At 70.4% G+C, this 17,781-nt stretch carries 21 protein-coding genes; 9 read left to right on the top strand and 12 right to left on the bottom strand.

Annotated features, from left to right (window positions below; translation table 11 throughout):
* Nucleotides 1-123 (bottom strand): biotin carboxylase N-terminal domain-containing protein (locus B7P34_RS17580; RefSeq protein WP_146166841.1); only part of this gene is annotated, 123 nt, incomplete at its 3' end.
* Nucleotides 124-511: 388 nt separating this feature from the next.
* On the opposite strand from B7P34_RS17580, the gene B7P34_RS17585 reads away from it, so the two are divergent.
* A complete protein-coding gene (locus tag B7P34_RS17585) occupies nt 512-1,078 on the top strand; it encodes a hypothetical protein (protein WP_189382849.1) in 567 nt (188 codons plus the stop codon).
* Here the strand turns inward: B7P34_RS17585 and B7P34_RS17590 are convergent.
* Both B7P34_RS17590 and B7P34_RS17595 read right to left on the bottom strand, forming a co-directional pair.
* Nucleotides 1,045-1,815 carry an IclR family transcriptional regulator gene (locus tag B7P34_RS17590; protein WP_106677617.1) on the bottom strand — a complete coding sequence of 257 codons (771 nt, stop codon included), beginning with the start codon at nt 1,813-1,815 and terminating at the stop codon, nt 1,045-1,047. The two genes, B7P34_RS17585 and B7P34_RS17590, sit on opposite strands and share 34 nt — an antisense overlap.
* A 92-nt stretch (nt 1,816-1,907) precedes the next feature.
* On the bottom strand, nt 1,908-2,825 hold the full coding sequence (locus tag B7P34_RS17595) for a LysR family transcriptional regulator (RefSeq protein WP_106677618.1): 918 nt from the start codon (nt 2,823-2,825) through the stop codon (nt 1,908-1,910).
* A 72-nt stretch (nt 2,826-2,897) separates the two neighbouring features.
* Between B7P34_RS17595 and B7P34_RS17600 the strand changes: the two genes are divergently transcribed.
* Complete coding sequence (locus B7P34_RS17600) at nt 2,898-3,386, top strand: anthrone oxygenase family protein (RefSeq protein ID WP_106677619.1); 489 nt, start codon at nt 2,898-2,900, stop codon at nt 3,384-3,386.
* Here the strand turns inward: B7P34_RS17600 and B7P34_RS17605 are convergent.
* Genes B7P34_RS17605 through B7P34_RS17615 form a run of 3 tightly spaced genes read right to left on the bottom strand, consistent with a single transcriptional unit; the run spans nt 3,376 to nt 5,081 of the window.
* Nucleotides 3,376-3,942 carry a DJ-1/PfpI family protein gene (locus B7P34_RS17605; protein WP_106677621.1) on the bottom strand — a complete coding sequence of 189 codons (567 nt, stop codon included), beginning with the start codon at nt 3,940-3,942 and terminating at the stop codon, nt 3,376-3,378. The two genes, B7P34_RS17600 and B7P34_RS17605, sit on opposite strands and share 11 nt — an antisense overlap.
* A 36-nt stretch (nt 3,943-3,978) precedes the next feature.
* A complete protein-coding gene (locus B7P34_RS17610) occupies nt 3,979-4,251 on the bottom strand; it encodes a DUF397 domain-containing protein (RefSeq protein WP_106677622.1) in 273 nt (90 codons plus the stop codon).
* Complete coding sequence (locus tag B7P34_RS17615; protein ID WP_106677624.1) at nt 4,248-5,081, bottom strand: helix-turn-helix domain-containing protein; 834 nt, start codon at nt 5,079-5,081, stop codon at nt 4,248-4,250. The genes B7P34_RS17610 and B7P34_RS17615 overlap by 4 nt, the downstream gene beginning before the upstream one ends.
* 136 nt (nt 5,082-5,217) lie before the next feature.
* Here B7P34_RS17615 and B7P34_RS17620 point away from each other — a divergent pair, with 136 nt between their 5' ends.
* The gene (locus B7P34_RS17620; RefSeq protein WP_106677625.1) at nt 5,218-5,646 is read left to right on the top strand and encodes a hypothetical protein; all 429 of its coding nucleotides are present in this window, start codon (nt 5,218-5,220) and stop codon (nt 5,644-5,646) included.
* 67 nt (nt 5,647-5,713) lie between these two features.
* On the top strand, nt 5,714-5,947 hold the full coding sequence (locus B7P34_RS17625; RefSeq protein ID WP_146166842.1) for a hypothetical protein: 234 nt from the start codon (nt 5,714-5,716) through the stop codon (nt 5,945-5,947).
* Between the two features lie 22 nt (nt 5,948-5,969).
* Here B7P34_RS17625 and B7P34_RS17630 read toward each other — a convergent pair whose 3' ends face one another.
* The 5 genes from B7P34_RS17630 to B7P34_RS17645 all read right to left on the bottom strand — a co-directional run bounded on the left by B7P34_RS17630 (nt 5,970) and on the right by B7P34_RS17645 (nt 10,252).
* Nucleotides 5,970-6,575, bottom strand: coding sequence for a Maf family protein (locus tag B7P34_RS17630; protein WP_106677683.1), 606 nt, complete (start codon nt 6,573-6,575; stop codon nt 5,970-5,972).
* Nucleotides 6,576-6,616: 41 nt separating this feature from the next.
* Nucleotides 6,617-8,080, bottom strand: coding sequence for a peptidoglycan D,D-transpeptidase FtsI family protein (locus B7P34_RS17635; RefSeq protein ID WP_106677628.1), 1,464 nt, complete (start codon nt 8,078-8,080; stop codon nt 6,617-6,619).
* Nucleotides 8,081-8,216: 136 nt separating this feature from the next.
* Nucleotides 8,217-8,345, bottom strand: coding sequence for a morphogenic membrane protein MmpB (mmpB, locus tag B7P34_RS39405; protein WP_286157486.1), 129 nt, complete (start codon nt 8,343-8,345; stop codon nt 8,217-8,219).
* 87 nt (nt 8,346-8,432) lie between these two features.
* Nucleotides 8,433-8,642: an acyl-CoA carboxylase epsilon subunit gene (locus B7P34_RS17640; protein WP_106677630.1), complete on the bottom strand. Its 210-nt coding sequence runs from the start codon at nt 8,640-8,642 to the stop codon at nt 8,433-8,435.
* Nucleotides 8,643-8,662: 20 nt separating this feature from the next.
* Nucleotides 8,663-10,252, bottom strand: a complete 1,590-nt coding sequence (locus B7P34_RS17645) for an acyl-CoA carboxylase subunit beta (protein ID WP_106677632.1) — start codon at nt 10,250-10,252, stop codon at nt 8,663-8,665.
* Between the two features lie 153 nt (nt 10,253-10,405).
* Here B7P34_RS17645 and B7P34_RS17650 point away from each other — a divergent pair, with 153 nt between their 5' ends.
* From B7P34_RS17650 to B7P34_RS17660, 3 genes are all read left to right on the top strand, one after another.
* Entirely contained in the window at nt 10,406-11,389 is a 984-nt protein-coding gene (locus B7P34_RS17650; RefSeq protein ID WP_106677685.1) for a biotin--[acetyl-CoA-carboxylase] ligase, read from the top strand.
* A 91-nt stretch (nt 11,390-11,480) separates the two neighbouring features.
* Nucleotides 11,481-12,578, top strand: coding sequence for an adenylate/guanylate cyclase domain-containing protein (locus tag B7P34_RS17655; RefSeq protein WP_106677633.1), 1,098 nt, complete (start codon nt 11,481-11,483; stop codon nt 12,576-12,578).
* A gap of 420 nt (nt 12,579-12,998) precedes the next feature.
* Nucleotides 12,999-13,793: an enoyl-CoA hydratase/isomerase family protein gene (locus B7P34_RS17660; RefSeq protein ID WP_106677635.1), complete on the top strand. Its 795-nt coding sequence runs from the start codon at nt 12,999-13,001 to the stop codon at nt 13,791-13,793.
* Here B7P34_RS17660 and B7P34_RS17665 read toward each other — a convergent pair.
* Nucleotides 13,790-14,785, bottom strand: a complete 996-nt coding sequence (locus B7P34_RS17665) for a helix-turn-helix transcriptional regulator (protein WP_106677636.1) — start codon at nt 14,783-14,785, stop codon at nt 13,790-13,792. The genes B7P34_RS17660 and B7P34_RS17665 overlap by 4 nt on opposite strands.
* Nucleotides 14,786-14,928: 143 nt before the next feature.
* On the opposite strand from B7P34_RS17665, the gene B7P34_RS37525 reads away from it, so the two are divergent.
* Both B7P34_RS37525 and B7P34_RS17675 read left to right on the top strand, forming a co-directional pair.
* Nucleotides 14,929-15,222, top strand: coding sequence for a hypothetical protein (locus B7P34_RS37525; protein WP_106677638.1), 294 nt, complete (start codon nt 14,929-14,931; stop codon nt 15,220-15,222).
* Nucleotides 15,223-15,684: 462 nt separating this feature from the next.
* Nucleotides 15,685-17,718: an FG-GAP-like repeat-containing protein gene (locus B7P34_RS17675; protein WP_106677640.1), complete on the top strand. Its 2,034-nt coding sequence runs from the start codon at nt 15,685-15,687 to the stop codon at nt 17,716-17,718.
* Nucleotides 17,719-17,781: the final 63 nt, after the last annotated feature.

Below are 17,781 nucleotides of genomic sequence, written 5' to 3' on the forward strand. Positions count from 1 at the left end.
GACATGCAACGCGTCACGGTCCGGATCCGCGTAGACCGCCACACTGGCAATCCCGGCATCCCGGCACGCGCGAGCAACGCGGACAGCGATTTCGCCACGGTTGGCGATGAGCACCTTGCGCACGATGGCTCCCTCCTTGAAACAAGGTGAGTTTAGGTACTGGCGACACTCTGTGCCGAGCCGACTCCCTAGGTGAGCTTGCCCACACGGAGCGTGAACCGGAGGCCGTGTGCGCGCCAAAGTCCCCAGTTCTCCCACGGTACGCCGGGTATGCGGGTCTCCGCGGACCTTTGGCTGTGGCAGAGCTCTCGATCCGCGGCGAGGAGAGGAAAACAGCTTTCTTTGTTGAGTCCCTACGAACGGGTGGGCCAAAGTTTGCGGATCAGAGATCCGCGCCGCCGCGCCGCCGCACCCCTTGCCCCTGGATCTACCCGTGAGTAGCGTCCTCCATGACGTCGTACCCGCGGTAACGCGCAGCAATCACCCGCACGGGGTGGGGAGGGGATGACGCATGACCGTCCGGACCACCGGCCGGACGCCTGTCCGGACCACCGTCCGCTTCCGCCGGTCCGCCGCCGCCCTCGCAGCCCTCGCCCTCATCGTCGAGGGGCTCGGCATCGCGCTCGTCAACTGGATCCTCGGCGTCGTCGTCCGCCGCCAGCGGATGTCCCTCGCGGGCAGCGATCCGGCGCTGATGTCCCTCGCCGCGTGGATCGCCGGCGGCCTCTTCGCCGGCTACCTGCTGCTCTGCGCCTTCGTCGCCCTGCGCGCGGCCCTGCGCGACCGCCCGCCCCGTACGGCCGGAAGGATCCTGCTGATCACCTGCGGCGTCGTGCACGGCCTGCTGGGCGCGTTCTGCGTCGCCCTCGTCGGCTGGGGTGCGTTCGCGGCCGTCATGGCCGTCCTCGCGCTGCTCGTCTGCACCCTGCTGGCGTACGACCCGGAGGCGTACGAGCCGCAGGCGTACGGTCCGGAGGGGCGCGAACCGCGGGGACAGGGTCCGGAGGGGCGCGAGCCGGAGCGGCGCGACCCGGAGGGGCCGGCTCAGGGAGCGGAGGCCACCCCTCCGTCACGCTGATGCGCGGCCAACTTCGCCGCCTCCGCCGCCACGTGGCGCAACGTGTCCGTCAGCTGGAGGCGGCGGCGGTGGAAGTCCTCCAGAGGCACGGCCGCCGACACGGCCCTCAGGGAGGAGCGGCCCCCCGCCGCGGCCGGCACGGGCACCGCCACGCACGCCACGCCCGGCGCGCACTCCTCCACCTCCACGGCGACCCCCTCCCGCCGCACGCGCAGCAGCTCCGCGTCGAGGCGGGCCGGTGACGTGATCGTCCGCGGCGTGATCGCCCGCATCCCCGTACCGGAGAGGTAGCGCATCCGCGCGGCCCGCGGCAGCGCGGACAGCAGCACCTTGCCGTGGGCGGTGGCGTGCCCGTCGAGATCCCGGCCCACCGTGAAACCGCCGGTGGAGGGCACGGCGGAGTTCCCCGCGAGGACGGCGATGTCCCCGTCGCGGTACGTGCTGAAGTACGTGTCCGCGCCCGCTTCACGCCGTGCTCGCAGCAGGAGGGCGTGCACGGCGTCGTCCAGCTGCATCTGCCGCTGGAACGCCTGGTGGAGGGCGGGTACGCGATAGCCGAGCGCGTACCCGCCGGGCGTGCGGACCAGGTGGCCGCGGGCCGTCAGCGTGCCGAGGATCTCGTACACCGTGGAGAGGCTGTAGCCGAGCTGCCGCGCCAGCGCCTTGGCGGGCACGGGGCCGCTGGCCGCGGAGACGGCGTCCAGCACGTCGAGGGCGCGGTCCACGGACTGGGACATGGGCGTACGGGGTTCCCTTCGGAGACGAGGTCGGCGGATGTCGGCGGATCCACCAGCCTCGCACAGGAGACCCCGCGGGCAACGAGACGGCCTCAGCGGGCCGGAGCCGTGGGCAGGGCCTCGCGCAGTCTGTCCAGCAGCGCCCGGGCCGCGGGGCTCGCGGGGCCGGCGGCCCGCCAGGCGAGTGCGATGCGGGCGCGGATCCCGGGGCGGACGATGGCCAGCGTCCGCAGGTGCCCGTCGCCCGCCGGGCCGTCCTCACCCGCCGGCAGCACCGCGACGCCCAGGCCCCGGGCGGCGAGCTGCGCGAGCACGGGAGGCGCTGCCGCCTCGAAGGCGACCCGGGGCCGGAATCCGGCCTGCGCGCAGGCGCGTTCGAGCGCCGCGCGCGCCCCGGTGCCGCGCGGCAGGCAGATCAGCGCCCGGTCGCGCAGCTCGGCCAGCGGGACGCTCGTACGGTCGGCCGGGGCGAGGAGCGGGTCTCCGGCCGCGACGACGACGGCCAGCGGAGCGTCGATGACCGTCTGCAGGGACAGGCCGGGCGGGGGCACCTCATCGGTCGGTCCGAGGAGGGCGATGTCGAGCTCGCCTGCCAGGAGCGCGGTCTGCATCCGCTCCGAGGTGTCTTCGGTGAGCGCGATCTCCAGGGCCGGGTGGGCGTCGTGGAAGTCCGCGAGGAACGAGGCGATGTCGAACGCGTGCCCGGTGGCCCCCGAGACCAGCCCGAGCGAGACGCGGCCGCGCAGCAGCCCCGTGTACGCGTCGGCCGTCTGCCTGACCGCGTCCGCGGCGGCCAGCGCGGCCCGGGCGTACGGCAGGACCGCCCGGCCCGTCTCGGTCAGCGTCACGGACCGGTGGGAGCGGTCGAGCAACGGCTGTCCCAGCTCCTTCTCCAGCTGGCGGATCTGAGCGCTCAGGCCGGGCTGGGCCAGGTGCAGGCGGGCCGCCGCGCGAGTGAAGCCGCCCTCTTCGACGACGGTGACGAAGTAGCGGAGCTGCCGGAGTTCCATAAGCGGCAATGCTAGATCGCAGCAGAACTATCTATTGGAAATATGGTTTGGGCCGTCCGCATGCTTGATCACATGCGCACCCGGATCCTCCAGGCACTCTCGCTGTTCTCCACCGGCCTCCTGGCCGGCGCCTTCGCCTACGGCGCCGCCAACCTCGTCCCGACGTTCAACGCCGTTCCGATCGACATGAGACTCGACTTCCACACGGCTCTGATGAAGATGAACGGCATCACCATGCAGGCCACGATGGCGGTCTCGGCCCTCACCACCCTCGGCCTGGCAGCATCGGAGCGCGGCCGGGCGCGCGTCATCGCCGGTGCGGCGGGGGCCCTGGTGGTCGCGTCGTTCCTGATCACACGGTTCGGGAACGTCCCCATCAACGGCCGCATCAAGCAGTGGGCCGCCACCGCGCCACCGGACGGCTACGCGGAAGTCCTGCGCCGCTGGGAACTGTTCAACGACGCCCGCACCCTGACCGCCGCGATCGCTCTCGGGCTCCTCGTCCTCCTCGCCCTCCCGGCGCGGCGGCCAGGGTCGTCGCCTCTTCCGGCTAGCTCTTGACCGGCGCCTGCTCCCGGAGCAGCTCCACGAAGGCGCGCATCCAGGCGGGCTGGTCGTTCCAGGCGCGGGCCGACACCATGTTCCCGTCGACGACGGCCTCCGCGTCCACGAACGTTCCGCCCGCGAGCTGGACGTCCGGCCTGCAGGCGGGCCAGGCGGCGGTGCGGCGGCCCTTGAGGACGCCCAGGGGCGTCAGGGCGGTCACGGCGTGGCAGATGTGGGCAATGGGCCTGTTGTGCGCGAAGAACCACCTGATGATCCGCTGGAAGTCCGGATCCAGCCGCAGGAACTCCGGCGCGCGGCCGCCGGGGATGACGACCGCGGCGTAGTCGGCGGGGTTCACGTTCGCCAGCGCGACGTCCGCGGGCCAGCTGTGACCGAGCTTCTCCGTGTACGTGTCGAAGCTCGCGACGAAGTCGTGCACGACGAACTGGAGCTGCTTCACGGTGGGGGCGGCGATGTCCACCTCGTAGCCCTCTTCCAGCAGGCGCTGGTAGGGGTACAGGACCTCCAGGTCCTCGGCGGCGTCGCCGGTGGTGATCAGGATCCTCGGCATGGCTGGCTCCTCGCTCCTCAGGGGTGGAGTCGTTGGCTATACCGGAATATGCGCCTTGACATGTCCAAGGAAACGTGACCAGGAGGGTTGGCTGAGGGTGAGGGTGGGGCCGGTGGGGTTCTTGGAGTCGCGGACGTGGACGGCGGGTATGTGGCCGGGGGCCCGGTCGGGGCGTCTGGACGCTTCGACGCAGTGGCCACCGCTGTCGTCGCTGTAGCTGGACTTGTGCCAATCGGCACCGACTTCTACGCAGTCGCCGCCGTCCCCGGCGCTGTAACTGGACTTGCGCCAATGCTGGGTTGCGCTCATTGCTCTCCTGCCAACCGTTCGATGAAGCCGAGCGATTCGATCGGGCTGAGGGACTGTGCGCGGATCTTCGCATATCGCTGTGCTCGCTCGGTGACCTCGGCCGGGTCGCTGATCAGGGTGCTGGTGCCATGGCCCTCCACGAAGACCACCATGCGGTGCTCTGGCGTCACCAGCAGTTTCATCCGGCCGCGATCACCGGCATAGTCCCCGCTCAGTCCACGGTCCATCGGCAGCACCTGGATCGTGACGTTCCGCCGATCTGCGCATTCGGTGAGATGAAGCAGTTGCTTGCGCATGATGTCCCTGCTTCCGAACGGCCTCCGGAGGACCGACTCTTCCAGGATCACCTCCAGCAGCGCCGTCGGCTCACGGTCGAACAACTCCTTGCGCGCCATCCTCGCTTCGACCAGTTCCTCCACCTTGGCCTCCGGCAGGGGCGGGTAGCTGCCGCTGATGATTGCGCGAGCGTACTCCTCGGTCTGATACAAACCGTCGACAAGGAAGGTCATGTATGAGCTGACCGAGAGCGCCTTACGTTCCAGACCCGCGTAATCCCGGAAGTGCGTCGGGTACTTGTCCAGCATCAGGTACTTCTTGGCTGCCGTGAAGATGCCGACTCCGCCCCCGATTGCCTTCTCCAGGCCGTCGAGCATCCTCTCGGTGGCGGGCTGCGTGCCTGTTTCCAGGGCGCTGATGGCCGACCCGGTATACCCGATGCGCGCACCGACTTCCTCCTGCGTCATTCCCGCGCGCTGTCGCATCAATTTCGCAATTTCCGCCGCAAGTTGTGTTGCCGTGGACGCCCTGCCCTTGTTCTCCGACCCCGCCATCGCTCCCCCTCAACCGGACTCAACCGGACTCAACTGCACTCAACTGGACTCAAGGAGTGTTCAGTCAGATCGCACCGTTAGCAACGGTCGACTCTCTGTTATGGAAACGCTAGCGATCGTCGGTGAGACTCGTCACATGAACAGTGATGACTGCGTGACCGAAATCAATTGGCTCCCGGCCAGAGGTCACCAACTGCGCAAAACCGGCGTCCACTTCGACGCCGTCCGCGTCGCCGGCGGCGACGGCCGCCGCCTGGCCCATGCCATGGCCATGCTCACCCGCGGCCGGCCCGGTCCGATCATCGCGGAAGCGAACAGCAACAAGGCCATGTACTTCCTCCTCAACCCCGGAAGTACGTCCGGTCGATCATGGCCGCAAGGCGTCACGCGGCTCGACTACGTGCTCATTCCCGCGCTGTACGGCGCGACATGGCCGCTCTCGTGGTGGTGCAAACCCACCGCCGACGGCAGGCTCGTACACACACTTCTCCTGCTCAGCACGGCCCGTGCATTTCTGGGGAGCGCCCCCCGAGTGGCGGAAGGAATGGTGACCGAGCCGCGGTGACCTCGTTGGGGCGGTCATGATGAAGCGCATTGTTTCCGCCGCCGTCCTCAGTGGCGCCGCTCTCGCCATGACCGCCACTGCCGCTTCGGCCGCCCCCATGCCGCAACCGCCCGTCGCCAATGCCGGGCAGGTCGTGGCCCCGCCGGACGGCATGGACGCGCACCCCCCGACGAGCATCTACCCGGACGCGACGAACCAGCTGGGCAAGCTGAACCAGCTGGGCAAGGTGGGGCAGGCCACGCAGGCGCTGGACCCGGTGCTCGGGATCCTCTCGCCGGTGACCGGTCTGCTGCCGATGTAGCGAGCGGCGGGCCGCCGGGCCGCTAGGCCCAGAGGTCCGTGATCGAAATTCCGACCTCGGCGAGCAGCTTGCGCAGCATCGGCAGGGACAGGCCGACGACGTTCCCGTGGTCGCCCTCGATGCCCTCGATGAAGGGGGCGGAGCGGCCGTCGAGGGTGAAGGCGCCCGCGACGTACAGCGGCTCACCCGTCGCGACGTACGCGGCGATCTCGGCGTCGGAGGGCTCGCCGAACCGCACGGTCGTGGAAGCGGTCGCCGACACCCGGCGGCCCGTGGCCGTGTCGATGATGCAGTGGCCGGTCCGGAGGATCCCGGACCGGCCGCGCATCGACTTCCAGCGGGCGGTGGCGTCCTCGGCGTCGGCGGGCTTGCCCAGGGCCTGACCGTCGAGTTCCAGGACGGAGTCGCAGCCGATGACCAGCGCTCCGGCCGCTTCCGGCCGGGCGGCGACCGCGTCGGCCTTGGCCTCGGCGAGGACGCGGGCGAGCTCACCGGGCGTCGCGGCCGTCAGAGCGTCCTCGTCGACACCGCTGACGATCACCTCGGGGTCGAGCCCGGCGGCCTTGAGCAGGCCGAGGCGGGCGGGGGACTGGGAGCCGAGGACGAGACGGCGGCGCTGAGCGGTCATGTCCGCCATCGTACGTAAGCCGGCCGGGCCTCCGGGCCTCCCTACTTCTTGACGATCGCCTCCATGACCTTCTTCGCGATCGGGCCGGCGAGCGCGCCGCCGTGGATCTCGTCGCGGTCGATGCCGGAGCCGTCGGGGTCGATGAAGACGGCGACGGCGACGGGGGAGCCGTCGGCCTGCTTGGCGTAGGAGACGAACCAGGCGTACGGGAGCTTCTCGTTGTTGACGCCGTGCTGCGCGGTGCCGGTCTTGGCGCCGACGGTGACGCCGTCGATGAGGGCGGCCTTGCCGGTGCCGTTCTTGGCGGTGTTCTCCATCATCTGCTGGACCTTCTTCGCCGTGTCGGCGGAGACGGCCTGGGACATCTGCTCGGGCTTGTGCTTCTCCAGCGTGTTGAGGTTCGGGTCGCGGAGCTCATCGACGAGGTACGGCTTCATGAGCTTGCCGTCGTTGGCGAGGGCGGCGGTCATCATCGCGATCTGCAGCGGGGTGCTGTCGAGGCTGCCCTGGCCCATGCCGGTGAGGGCGGTCTGCGGGCGGTCGAGGTTCTTGGGGTAGATGGACTCGACGGTGCCGTTGGGGATGAAGAGATCCTTGTTGTTGAACCCGAACTTCTCCGCGGTCTCCCGCATCTTGTCCTTGCCCAGCTTGTCGGCCAGGTCGAGGAAGACGTTGTTGCAGGACCACTGGAGGCCGGCCATCAGGGAGCCGTTGACGCACTCGTCGGTCTGGACGTCGTTGCGGACCTTGGTGGTGCTCAGCGGCAGCGGGTACGGGACGGGGGCGCTGCCCTTGGCGTTGATGTCGGTGACGATGCCGTGTTCGAGGGCGGCCGCGGCGGTGAGGATCTTGAAGGTGGAACCCGGGGGGTAGCGCTCCTTGATCGCCCGGTTGACCAGCGGCTTGTCCTTGTCGGCCTCCAGCTTCTTGTAGGCCTCCTGGTCCTTCAGGGTGTTGCCCGAGAAGACCGAGGGGTCGTAGGAGGGGGTGGAGGCGAGGGCGAGGATCTTGCCCGTCCGCGGGTCGAGGGCGACCACCGCGCCCTTGTACTTGCCGAGGCCCTTGAAGGCGGCTTCCTGCGCCTTGGGGTCGATGGTCGTCACCACGTCGCCGCCGCGGGGCTTCTTGCCGGTGAGCATGTCGGTGGTGCGCTGCAGGAACAGCTTGTCGTCGGTGCCGCTGAGCAGCTTGTTGTTGACGAATTCGAGCTGGCTGTTGCCGTAGAGCTGCGAGGAGTAGCCGGTGACCGGGGCGTACATCTCGCCGTCCTTGAACGTGCGCTTGTACTTGTAGTCGCCCGTGGTCTCCGACGAGCCGGTGATCGGCTGGCCGCCGACGATGATGTTGCCGCGCGGCTGGGCGAAGGAGGCGATCTTCACCCGCTTGTTGTCCTTGTGGTTGGACAGCTCGTCGCTGCGGACGAACTGGACCCAGGTGGCCTGGACCAGCAGGGCCAGGACCAGCACTCCGACAAAGACGGATATGTGGCGCACGGGCTTGTTCATGGTGTGACGCACTCCCCGGTTCGCGGCATTTCACTAGCGATGATGCGGGAGGGGAGGATTTGGTTGCAGGATCCCTGTAACTGTGGGTTTCCTGTGTCCGGCCAGTGCGCGCCGAGGACTCCGGTCAGCGCACGGGTCAGTGCACGCCGAGGATGATGAACGCCGCGATCATGCCGATCGCGAGTACGAGACCGGCCCGGCGGAGCATCGCCTGCGCCTCGCGCAGCTCCTCGGGGGGCTCGTTCGATGGGTCCGACCACAGCATCGGTTCCATCGTGGCGCGGGCAGGGCCGTACCGCCTGAGTACGGGTACTCAGGCGGTAACTCAGGTCTGCCGGCCGTGGCCGGACGGCTACGACGGCCAGTACGTCGTGCGCCACGCCCTGGGGCCCGGACTTGCCATCCGGGTCGCGGCCAGGCGCCGGGCCGGTGCCGACCACTCGGGGCGGGTCTCGCCCGTCTCGGGCGCGGCGGCGTCGCGTGCCGCCGCGCGGGCCTGGACCACCGCCAGGGCGGCGGCGAGCTCCTCGGGGGTCGGGTTGCCCCGTACTACTTTGATCACCGGACGCCTCCCGGAGGGACCTAGAGGGGGATGTTGCCGTGTTTCTTGGGCGGCAGCGCCTCGCGCTTGTCGCGCAGGGCCCGCAGGCCCCGCACGATGTGGCGGCGCGTCTCGTGCGGCATGATCACCGCGTCCACGTAGCCCCGCTCCGCGGCCGCGTACGGGTTGAGCAGCGCGTCCTCGTAGTCCGCGATCAGCTTCGCGCGCAGCTCCTCCCGCTCCTCGTCCGTCTCCGCCGCGGCGATCGTGCGGCGGTGCAGGATGTTGACCGCGCCCTGGGCGCCCATGACGGCGATCTGGGCGGTCGGCCACGCGAGGTTGAGATCGGCGCCGAGGTGCTTGGAGCCCATCACGTCGTACGCGCCGCCGAACGCCTTCCGTGTGATCACCGTGATCAGCGGGACGGTCGCCTCCGCGTACGCGTAGATCAGCTTGGCGCCGCGGCGGATGATGCCGTTGTACTCCTGGTCGGTGCCCGGGAGGAAGCCCGGCACGTCGACGAAGGTGAGCACCGGCACGTTGAACGCGTCGCACGTGCGCACGAAGCGGGCGGCCTTCTCGCTCGCGTTGATGTCGAGGCAGCCCGCGAACTGCATCGGCTGGTTGGCGACGATGCCGACCGGCCGGCCCTCGACACGCCCGAAGCCGGTGATGATGTTCGGCGCGAACAGGGCCTGCGTCTCCAGGAACTCGCCGTCGTCCAGCACGTGCTCGATCGCGGTGTGCATGTCGTACGGCTGGTTGGCCGAGTCCGGGATCAGCGCGTCCAGCTCGCCGTCGGCCGGCGAGATCTCCAGGTCGGCCTCCTCGGGGAAGGCCGGCGGCTCGGAGAGGTTGTTCGAGGGGAGGTAGGAGAGGAGCGCCTTCACGTATTCGATGGCGTCCTTCTCGTCCCCGGACATGTGGTGCGCCACGCCCGAGGTGGTGTTGTGCGTGCGGGCGCCGCCCAGCTCCTCGAAGCCGACGTCCTCGCCCGTGACCGTCTTGATCACGTCCGGGCCGGTGATGAACATGTGCGACGTCTGGTCGACCATGACCGTGAAGTCCGTGATCGCGGGGGAGTAGACCGCGCCGCCCGCGCACGGGCCGACGATCAGGGAGATCTGCGGGACGACGCCCGAGGCGTGCACGTTCCGGCGGAAGATTTCGCCGAACAGGCCGAGGGCGACCACGCCCTCCTGGATGCGGGCGCCGCCGCCGTCGTTGATGCCGATGATCGGGCAGCCGGTCTTCAGCGCGAAGTCCATGGCCTTGCCGATCTTCTCGCCGTAGACCTCGCCGAGCGAGCCGCCGAAGACCGTGAAGTCCTGCGAGTAGACGCAGACGGTGCGGCCGTCGACCGTGCCGTAGCCGGTCACGACGCCGTCGCCGTACGGGCGGTTCTTCTCGATGCCGAAGTTCGTCGAACGGTGGCGGGCGAATTCGTCGAGCTCGACGAAGGAACCCTCGTCCAGGAGGAGTTCGATCCGCTCACGGGCGGTCAGCTTGCCCTTGGCGTGCTGCTTCTCCACGGCACGGGCGGAGCCGGCGTGCGTGGCCTCCTCGATCCGGCGTTGCAGATCCGCGAGCTTGCCCGCGGTGGTGTGGATGTCGTGTTCCGGCTCGGACATCGGGATGCGGCTCCTGCTCGTCCAGAGGTGGGCTACTGGTCTACCGGGGGGTGTCCTTGCTACCGGTCCGTAGCGTATCCGCGCGGATGCGTGGGGACAGTGCGTCGTTGGCCACACCGGAATGCTCCTGTTTCCTCTCCTATGGTGGGCCCCATGACCCCTCCTTCTCCTGATCCTTCTTCCGGTCCTTCTCCTGAGCCTTCCTCCGGTGGAAACCGCTGGTCCGATCTCGACCGGCCGCCGCTCAACGTCACCGCGCTGCGGCGCGGGCTCCTCCGGCCGGGCTCGCTGTGGACCTCGGTGGACGTCGTCGCCCGGACCGGGTCCACCAACACGGACCTCGTCGAGGCGGCGTCCGCGTCCGCCGGCGGCAAGGCGGAGGGTGCCGTGCTCGTCGCCGAGGAGCAGTCCTCCGGGCGCGGGCGGCTCGACCGCACGTGGTCCGCGCCGGCGCGCTCCGGGCTCTTCTTCTCCGTGCTGCTGCGGCCCGGCGCGGGCGTGCCCGTGGAGCGCTGGGGATGGCTGCCGCTCCTCGCCGGGGTCGCCACCGCCTCCGCGCTGTCCCGGGCCGCCGGGGTCGACACCGCGCTCAAGTGGCCGAACGACCTGCTGGTGACGGTGGGCGGAGAGGAGCGGAAGGCCGGGGGGATCCTCGCCGAGCGGACCGGCGACGCCGTCGTGGTCGGGATCGGGCTCAACGTCTCGCTGCGGGCGGACGAGCTCCCCGTCCCCACGGCGGGGTCGCTCGCCCTGGCCGGAGCGCAGGTCCTCGACCGCGATCCGCTGCTGCGCGCCGTACTCCGTTCGCTGGAGGAGTGGTACGGCCTGTGGCGGGACGCCGGCGGCGACCCGGCGCAGAGCCGGCTGCAGGAGGCGTACGCGGCCGGGTGCGCGACGCTCGGGCGCAACGTACGGGCCGAACTGCCGGGCGGCGGTGAGCTGGTCGGGGAGGCCGTCGCCGTCGACGGGGACGGCCGGCTGGTGCTGGCCACGGAGGACGGGGTGCAGCGGCCCGTGGGGGCCGGGGACATCGTCCACGTGCGGCCCGCCGGGGGGCCCGGTCACGAGCCGGGTGAGGGGTTCGGTGGCCGGTTCCGTGGAGGGTCCGGCGGGTCCTCCGCCCCGTCGGAAGAGTGAGCTACGGCACACCTGTCGTATCGTTGTGCCCGGAACCTAAGCGAGCAGTGATCGGCAGGGCAGTGCGCACGGATCGGACAGGGGGCGGGCGGTGACCGCCGACGGGGTCGAAGGTGCCGCCACTGGTGGCGTCGAGGAGTACGACGGCGGCGAGGGCGGAGACGAGGGCGGCGACCCCATCGCGCTGCAGCTCGAAGCGCTGATCCTCGGTGCGGAGCGCCGCTACACCCCTTTCCAGGCCGCCCGTGCGGCCGGCGTCTCCATGGACCTCGCCTCCCGGTTCTGGCGGGCCATGGGCTTCGCCGACATCGGGCAGGCCCGGGCCCTGACCGAGGCGGACGTGCTCGCCCTGCGGCGGCTCGCGGGCCTTGTGGAGGCGGGGCTGCTCAGCGAGCCGATGGCCGTGCAGGTCGCCCGGTCCACCGGGCAGACGACCGCGCGGCTCGCCGACTGGCAGATCGACTCCTTCCTGGAGGGCCTGACGGAGCCCCAGGAACCCGGCATGACGCGGACGGAGATCACGTATCCGCTGGTCGAGCTGCTGCTGCCCGAGCTGGAGGAGTTCCTCATCTACGTGTGGCGGCGGCAGCTCGCGGCGGCCACGGGGCGGGTGGTCCAGGCCCAGGACGACGCGGAGATGGTCGATCGGCGGCTGGCCGTCGGGTTTGCCGATCTGGTCGGTTTTACGCGCCTGACGCGCCGTCTGGAGGAGGAGGAGCTCGGGGAGCTCGTCGAGGCCTTCGAGACCACCGCGGCGGATCTGGTGGCCGCGCACGGGGGGCGGCTGATCAAGACGCTGGGCGACGAGGTCCTGTACTCCGCCGATGACGCCGGGACCGCCGCCGAGATCGGGCTGCGGCTCATCGAGACCATGACGCACGACGAGACGATGCCCGAACTGCGGGTCGGGATCGCGTTCGGGACGGTGACGACGCGGATGGGCGACGTCTTCGGCACGACGGTCAACCTCGCGTCGCGGCTCACGTCGATAGCGCCGAAGGACGCCGTGCTGGTGGACCAGGCGCTGGCGGAGGAGCTGACGCGGAGCGGGGACGCGCCGAAGTCGGAGGCGGAGGTGGAGGAGGGGGCCGGGAACGGGTACCGGTTCGCGCTTCAGCCGATGTGGCAGCGGCCTGTGCGGGGGCTGGGGATGGTGGAGCCGTGGCTCCTGCGCCGGAGGGGCGGCTGACGGGGTGTCTCGCCCGTGGGGTGCGCTGCCGGTGTGTGGGGGTGCCGGCGCCGGGGCCTCCGGGGTGGGGGTCCGGGGCCGTATATTTACGGGCCCGTTGCCGCACATGTTGAGGGCACCCCGGTATTGGGCCCACAAATACACGTCAGCGCCCCGGACCCCCACCCCTGCGGCCCCGCCGCCTCCCGCCGTTCTCCGCCCCTGCGCGAGTCGTCTTGGCTAGTCTCGGACCGGGAGGGTCTCAGGATGAGCGCCGAGCGGGCGCGGCGGCGGGCGCGGGGCAACCGGCCGGGTGGGGCTCGTTCGAAGTTGCGGTGAGCCCGCGCCCCGGCTCGCATTCGGGTATGGCCCCGCCGGGTGGGCGCAGGGCATGATCTGGGTGTTTACGAGCGTTAACCCCGTACCCGGAGGGTGAAGGCCATGAGTGAGCAGCGTTTCGGCGAGTGGATTGCGGTTCGGCGGCACGGGCATGTTGCCGAGCTCGTCCTGGATCGGCCCAAGGCCATGAACGCCGTTTCCAGTGAGCTGGCCCGGCGGCTTGCCGAGGCGACCTCTGTTCTGGCGGCCGATGGTTCCGTGCGGGTTGTCGTTCTTTCGTCCACGCACGAGCGGGCCTTCTGCGTGGGGGCTGATCTCAAGGAGCGGAACTCCTTCACCGACGCTGATCTGAGCCGGCAGCGGCCGCACGCCCGTGCTGCGTACACCGGTGTTCTGGAGCTGCCGATGCCCACCATCGCCGCCGTGCACGGGTTCGCGCTCGGGGGCGGGTTCGAGCTCGCTCTGTCCTGCGATGTGATCGTTGCCGATGCTACGGCCGTGGTCGGACTGCCCGAGGTGTCCGTTGGTGTCATTCCTGGTGGGGGCGGTACTCAGCTTCTGCCTCGGCGGGTGGGCTCCGCTCGGGCTGCTGAATTGATCTTTACCGCGCGGCGGGTCGAAGCCGCCGAGGCCGAGCGGCTGGGGCTGGTCGACCAGGTGGTCGGGGAGGGGCAGGACCGGGTGGAGGCCCTTGCCCTTGCTGCCCGGATCGCCGGCAATTCCCCCGTCGGCCTCCGCGCCGCCAAGCGCGCCCTCCGGCTCGGGCACGGGCTCGATCTGCGCGCCGGGCTGGAGGTCGAGGACGCCGCCTGGCGGTCCGTGGCCTTCTCCGGCGACCGGGCCGAGGGCGTCGCCGCCTTCAACGAGAAGCGCAAGCCCGACTGGCCCGGCTGCTAGTCCCGGGCCGGCAGCCAGCCGCGGCGGACCGCCTTCACCCCCGCCTCGAAGCGGCTGTGCGCGCCGAGCCTTTCCATGAGGTCCGTCGCGATGCGCCGCGCCGTGCGTGAGGACACCCCGAGCCGCTTGGCGATGGCCTCGTCGGTGTGCCCGGCGGCGAGGAGGCGCACGACGGTGGACTCCTGGCCCGTCAGGCCCCGCTCGTCGCGGCATCTGGCGCTGCCGAGGGGCTGCGCGGACGCCCACACGCTCTCGAACAGCGCGCAGAGCGCGGTGAGCGTCCCGTGCCCGGTGAGCAGCAGGGCGCCTGCCGAGGGATTGTCCCCGCTGACGGGGAGGACGGCGCTGGACCGGTCGCTGATGATCATGCGGATGGGGAGGGAGGGCACGGTGCGCACCTGGCCGCCCCGTTCGGTGAGCCAGTCGACGTACGCGACGGTCTCCGGGCTGTTGCGGACGCTGTCCAGATAGATCGTGCGCAGCCGCACGCCGCGGTCCAGGAGCTGTTCGTTCAGCGGGCGGGCCGCGGCGATGCTCTCCTTCGTGTGGGCACCGTCGGGGGCGAAGGTCATGACCTCGGTGGTGGTCTCCCGGGATAGGACGGCCAGCCGGTCCCGGATCCGGTCCAGGCCGGTCAGCTGTTCCACGCCCTGCTGCGCCGGGGCCGGCCGCAGCTCGGCGTACTCGGCGATGAGCTGGGCCGCGGCGACCCGGGACGACTCCACGCGCTGCTGCTGGGCGGCCAGTTCGGCCTGCTGGCGCGCGACGAGGATCTCCATGCCGATCTCCGGCGAGACGGCGCGCACCTGTCCCTGCCGCTCGGCGGAGGGGCGGACGAGCGTGAGGTCCATCAGGGCGTCCAGGGCGTGCCGGACCTCCTCCTCCGGCAGCCCCAGGCAGGCGCCCAGCTCCGCCACGCCGGCTTGCGGACGGGTGAGCATCGCTCGGTAGACCTGCTCCGCCGCCGTGTCCATTCCCAGTGCTTGCAGCACGTGCTCATCCCCCACTTATATCCCCGCATTGCGCGAAGTAAGTGATCATCTCCGACGTGGCGGCAGGCCGCAACCGGCCATGTCATAAACCGTCCTGACGGTATGTGTGGTGGTGGGGGAGGGGTGTTTGGGAGGGTCGGGGGATGTACCTCGTTCACGTACACCTCCGGGCGCCCGAGGGCGCCGCGTTCCCCGAGGCCGCCGGCGAGGCGGTGCGCCGGCTGGCGCGGCCGGAAGAGGGCATCGAGCACGTCGTCGACCGGCTGCGGGCTCCGGCGGGCCCGGTCCTGGGCGTCTACGTCCTCGCCGACGGGCTGCACCAGGCGGAGGCCCGGGCCGCCCGCGCGTGCGGGCGGGCGCTCGCGGAGATCCCGGCGTTCCGGGGCTGGACGCTGGCCGACGCCGAGGTGCCGCTCGTCAGCGCCTTCTGGGAGTAGCCCGCTGTCCGCAAGCGGCCGGCCCGTGGCCCGGCGCGGCCGTCCTGGCCCGTTCCGTCCACGGCCGATTTCGGCCATACGAAAAGGCTTCCACCATGCCTGACCTGCGACGAAGCTAGTTATTGCCAGCAGGGAACACCACCCGGCGGGCACGACCGGCCGACGCCACCGCGGGACGTGGACCGGTTCCAGACAGCCCCACGAACCGTTCCGAAGGACAGCACCATCATGATCCGCTCCCGCACCGCCCAGACCGCCGCCGCTCCTGCCGGCGACATGATCTGGCAGTAGTCGTCCCCTCCGGCCCCCGCGCCGTACCGCCGTAGACCGGTTCCTCCGCGGATCAGGTCCGGCAGCTCCCCTCGCGTGAGGCGGTTCCGCCCTTCCGGCGTCGATGCCCCTCCCGCCCCCTCACTTCCCCCGGCCGCGCCCTGCCCGCGCGCCTCGAAAGGTCCCTGCGCCATGTCCGGAATCACCCGTAAGTCCGCCGCCACCGGCGTCGCCTCCCTGCTCGCCGTCGCCGCCTTCAGCGGCCTGATCGGCGCGCCCGCCGCCCACGCCGCCTCCCCGCAGGAGGTGCTCGCCGCCGCCGCGAACGGCGAGCTCGGCAAGGGCCCGTGCGGCAGCGGCGGCTACGAGAACGGCCTGAGCCAGAGCAACAGCTGCGACGGGCGCGGCGGCCAGGACCACGCCTGGTGCGCGGACTTCGTCGGCTGGGTGTGGGCCAAGGCCAACATCCGCGGCACGAGCATGCTCACGGACGGCGCCGCCAGCTTCTACGAGTACGGCCAGAAGTACGGCACGCTCTCCAGCACCCCGCACGTCGGTGACGCGGTCGTCTACAACTACCGCAACGGCTACGCAGACCACGTCGCCATGGTCACGGACGTCTCCGACGGCGAGGTCACGATCACCGGCGGCAACCAGGGCGGCTACCCCGGGCGCGTCAGCAGGGCCACCACCACCCGCTACCACGTCGGCGACTCTCCGTGGGGCCAGCGCATCAGCGGCTACATCTCGCCCAAGTTCCAGGAGGCCGCCCCGCCGAGCGTCTCCCTCAAGGGTCTGCCCGGCAAGACGGTGTCCGGCGTGGCGCAGCTGAGCGCCTCGGCCTCGCAGGGCACGTACCCGGTGGCCTCCGTGCAGTACTACGTGGACGGTGAGCCGGTCAGCGACAAGGTGACCAAGGCCCCGTACGGCTTCTCCTTCGACTCCGCGAGCGTGCCGGACGGCAAGCACATCCTGACCGTCGAGGCCACCGACACCGCGGGCACCACCGGCACCACCCGCGCCGAGATCATCACCACCAACGGTGAGTCGAACTCCACGTACAAGGCCGACTTCAACGGTGACGGCAAGGCCGACATCGCCGTGCTGTACAACTACGGCCAGCAGTCCGACGGCAGCAACCGCACGGGCCTGTGGGTCTACTACAGCGAGGGCAAGTCCTTCAGCAACCCGGTCAAGGTGTGGGACAACGCCGACGCCGGCACCGGCAGCTGGAACTGGAGCCGCTCGAAGATCACCGCAGGTGACTTCAACGGCGACGGCAAGGCCGACATCGGCATCCTTTACAACGGCGGCGAGGACGAGAAGGGCGTCAACCACACCGCCCTGTGGACGCTGAGCAGCAACGGCAAGGGCTTCGACAAGCCGGTCCGCACGTGGGAGAGCGTCGACTCCGGGTCCGGCAGCTGGAACTGGAACCGCTCCAAGGTCACCTCAGGCGACTTCAACGGCGACGGCAAGACCGACATCGGCGTCCTCTACAACGGCGGCGAGGACGAGAAGGGCGTCAACCACACCGCGCTGTGGACCTTCGGCAGCAACGGCAAGGGCTTCGAGAAGCCGGTGCGTGCGTGGGAGAGCGTCGACGCCGGTACCGGTAGCTGGAACTGGGACCGCAGCAAGGCGTTCGCCGGTGACTTCAACGGTGACGGCAAGGCGGACGTCGGCGTCCTCTACGACAACGGCGAGGACGACAAGGGCGTCAACCACACCGCGCTGTGGACCTTCGGCAGCAACGGCAAGGGCTTCGAGAAGCCGGTCCGTACGTGGGAGAGCGTCGACTCCGGGTCCGGCAGCTGGAACTGGAACCGCTCCAAGCCCGTCGTCGGTGACTTCGACGGCGACGGCAAGGCCGATGTCGCGGTCCTCTACAACCAGGGCCAGACGGAGGACGGGCGCAACAGCACGGCCGTCTGGAAGTTCACCAGCACCGGCAGCGGCTTCACCAAGCCCGTCAAGCTCTGGGACAACGGCTCCGACAGCTGGAACTCCGAGTCCAGCAAGCTGGTCGCCGGCGACTACGACGGCGACGGCAAGACCGACCTGGGCGTCCTCTACAACCAGGGCCAGACGGACGACAAGCGCAACAGCACGGCCGTCTGGAAGTTCACCAGCACCGGCGCCGGCTTCGACGCCCCCGCCAAGGTCTGGGACAGCATCGACTCCGGTACGGGCAGCTGGAACTGGAAGGCCAGCAAGCTCGGCTGATGCCCGGCAGGCCCGACGGCCGCCCCGTACGGGTGGCGGACCGGATCCCCTCCGGTCCGCCAC

Origin of the sequence: Streptosporangium nondiastaticum, assembly GCF_003011965.1 — a bacterium.
GTDB classification, from domain to species: domain Bacteria; phylum Actinomycetota; class Actinomycetes; order Streptomycetales; family Streptomycetaceae; genus Streptomyces; species Streptomyces nondiastaticus.

Excerpts from the sequence above, each read along its gene's own strand:
- B7P34_RS17585 (WP_189382849.1), top strand. The coding sequence starts at position 512 with ATGACCGTCCGGACCACCGGCCGGACGCCTGTCCGGACCACCGTCCGC.
- B7P34_RS17590 (WP_106677617.1), bottom strand. The coding sequence starts at position 1,815 with ATGTCCCAGTCCGTGGACCGCGCCCTCGACGTGCTGGACGCCGTCTCC.
- B7P34_RS17595 (WP_106677618.1), bottom strand. The coding sequence starts at position 2,825 with ATGGAACTCCGGCAGCTCCGCTACTTCGTCACCGTCGTCGAAGAGGGC.
- B7P34_RS17600 (WP_106677619.1), top strand. The coding sequence starts at position 2,898 with ATGCGCACCCGGATCCTCCAGGCACTCTCGCTGTTCTCCACCGGCCTC.
- B7P34_RS17605 (WP_106677621.1), bottom strand. The coding sequence starts at position 3,942 with ATGCCGAGGATCCTGATCACCACCGGCGACGCCGCCGAGGACCTGGAG.
- B7P34_RS17610 (WP_106677622.1), bottom strand. The coding sequence starts at position 4,251 with ATGAGCGCAACCCAGCATTGGCGCAAGTCCAGTTACAGCGCCGGGGAC.
- B7P34_RS17615 (WP_106677624.1), bottom strand. The coding sequence starts at position 5,081 with ATGGCGGGGTCGGAGAACAAGGGCAGGGCGTCCACGGCAACACAACTT.
- B7P34_RS17620 (WP_106677625.1), top strand. The coding sequence starts at position 5,218 with ATGAACAGTGATGACTGCGTGACCGAAATCAATTGGCTCCCGGCCAGA.
- B7P34_RS17625 (WP_146166842.1), top strand. The coding sequence starts at position 5,714 with ATGACCGCCACTGCCGCTTCGGCCGCCCCCATGCCGCAACCGCCCGTC.
- B7P34_RS17630 (WP_106677683.1), bottom strand. The coding sequence starts at position 6,575 with ATGACCGCTCAGCGCCGCCGTCTCGTCCTCGGCTCCCAGTCCCCCGCC.
- B7P34_RS17635 (WP_106677628.1), bottom strand. The coding sequence starts at position 8,080 with ATGAACAAGCCCGTGCGCCACATATCCGTCTTTGTCGGAGTGCTGGTC.
- mmpB (WP_286157486.1), bottom strand. The coding sequence starts at position 8,345 with ATGCTGTGGTCGGACCCATCGAACGAGCCCCCCGAGGAGCTGCGCGAG.
- B7P34_RS17645 (WP_106677632.1), bottom strand. The coding sequence starts at position 10,252 with ATGTCCGAGCCGGAACACGACATCCACACCACCGCGGGCAAGCTCGCG.
- B7P34_RS17650 (WP_106677685.1), top strand. The coding sequence starts at position 10,406 with ATGACCCCTCCTTCTCCTGATCCTTCTTCCGGTCCTTCTCCTGAGCCT.
- B7P34_RS17660 (WP_106677635.1), top strand. The coding sequence starts at position 12,999 with ATGAGTGAGCAGCGTTTCGGCGAGTGGATTGCGGTTCGGCGGCACGGG.
- B7P34_RS37525 (WP_106677638.1), top strand. The coding sequence starts at position 14,929 with ATGTACCTCGTTCACGTACACCTCCGGGCGCCCGAGGGCGCCGCGTTC.
- B7P34_RS17675 (WP_106677640.1), top strand. The coding sequence starts at position 15,685 with ATGTCCGGAATCACCCGTAAGTCCGCCGCCACCGGCGTCGCCTCCCTG.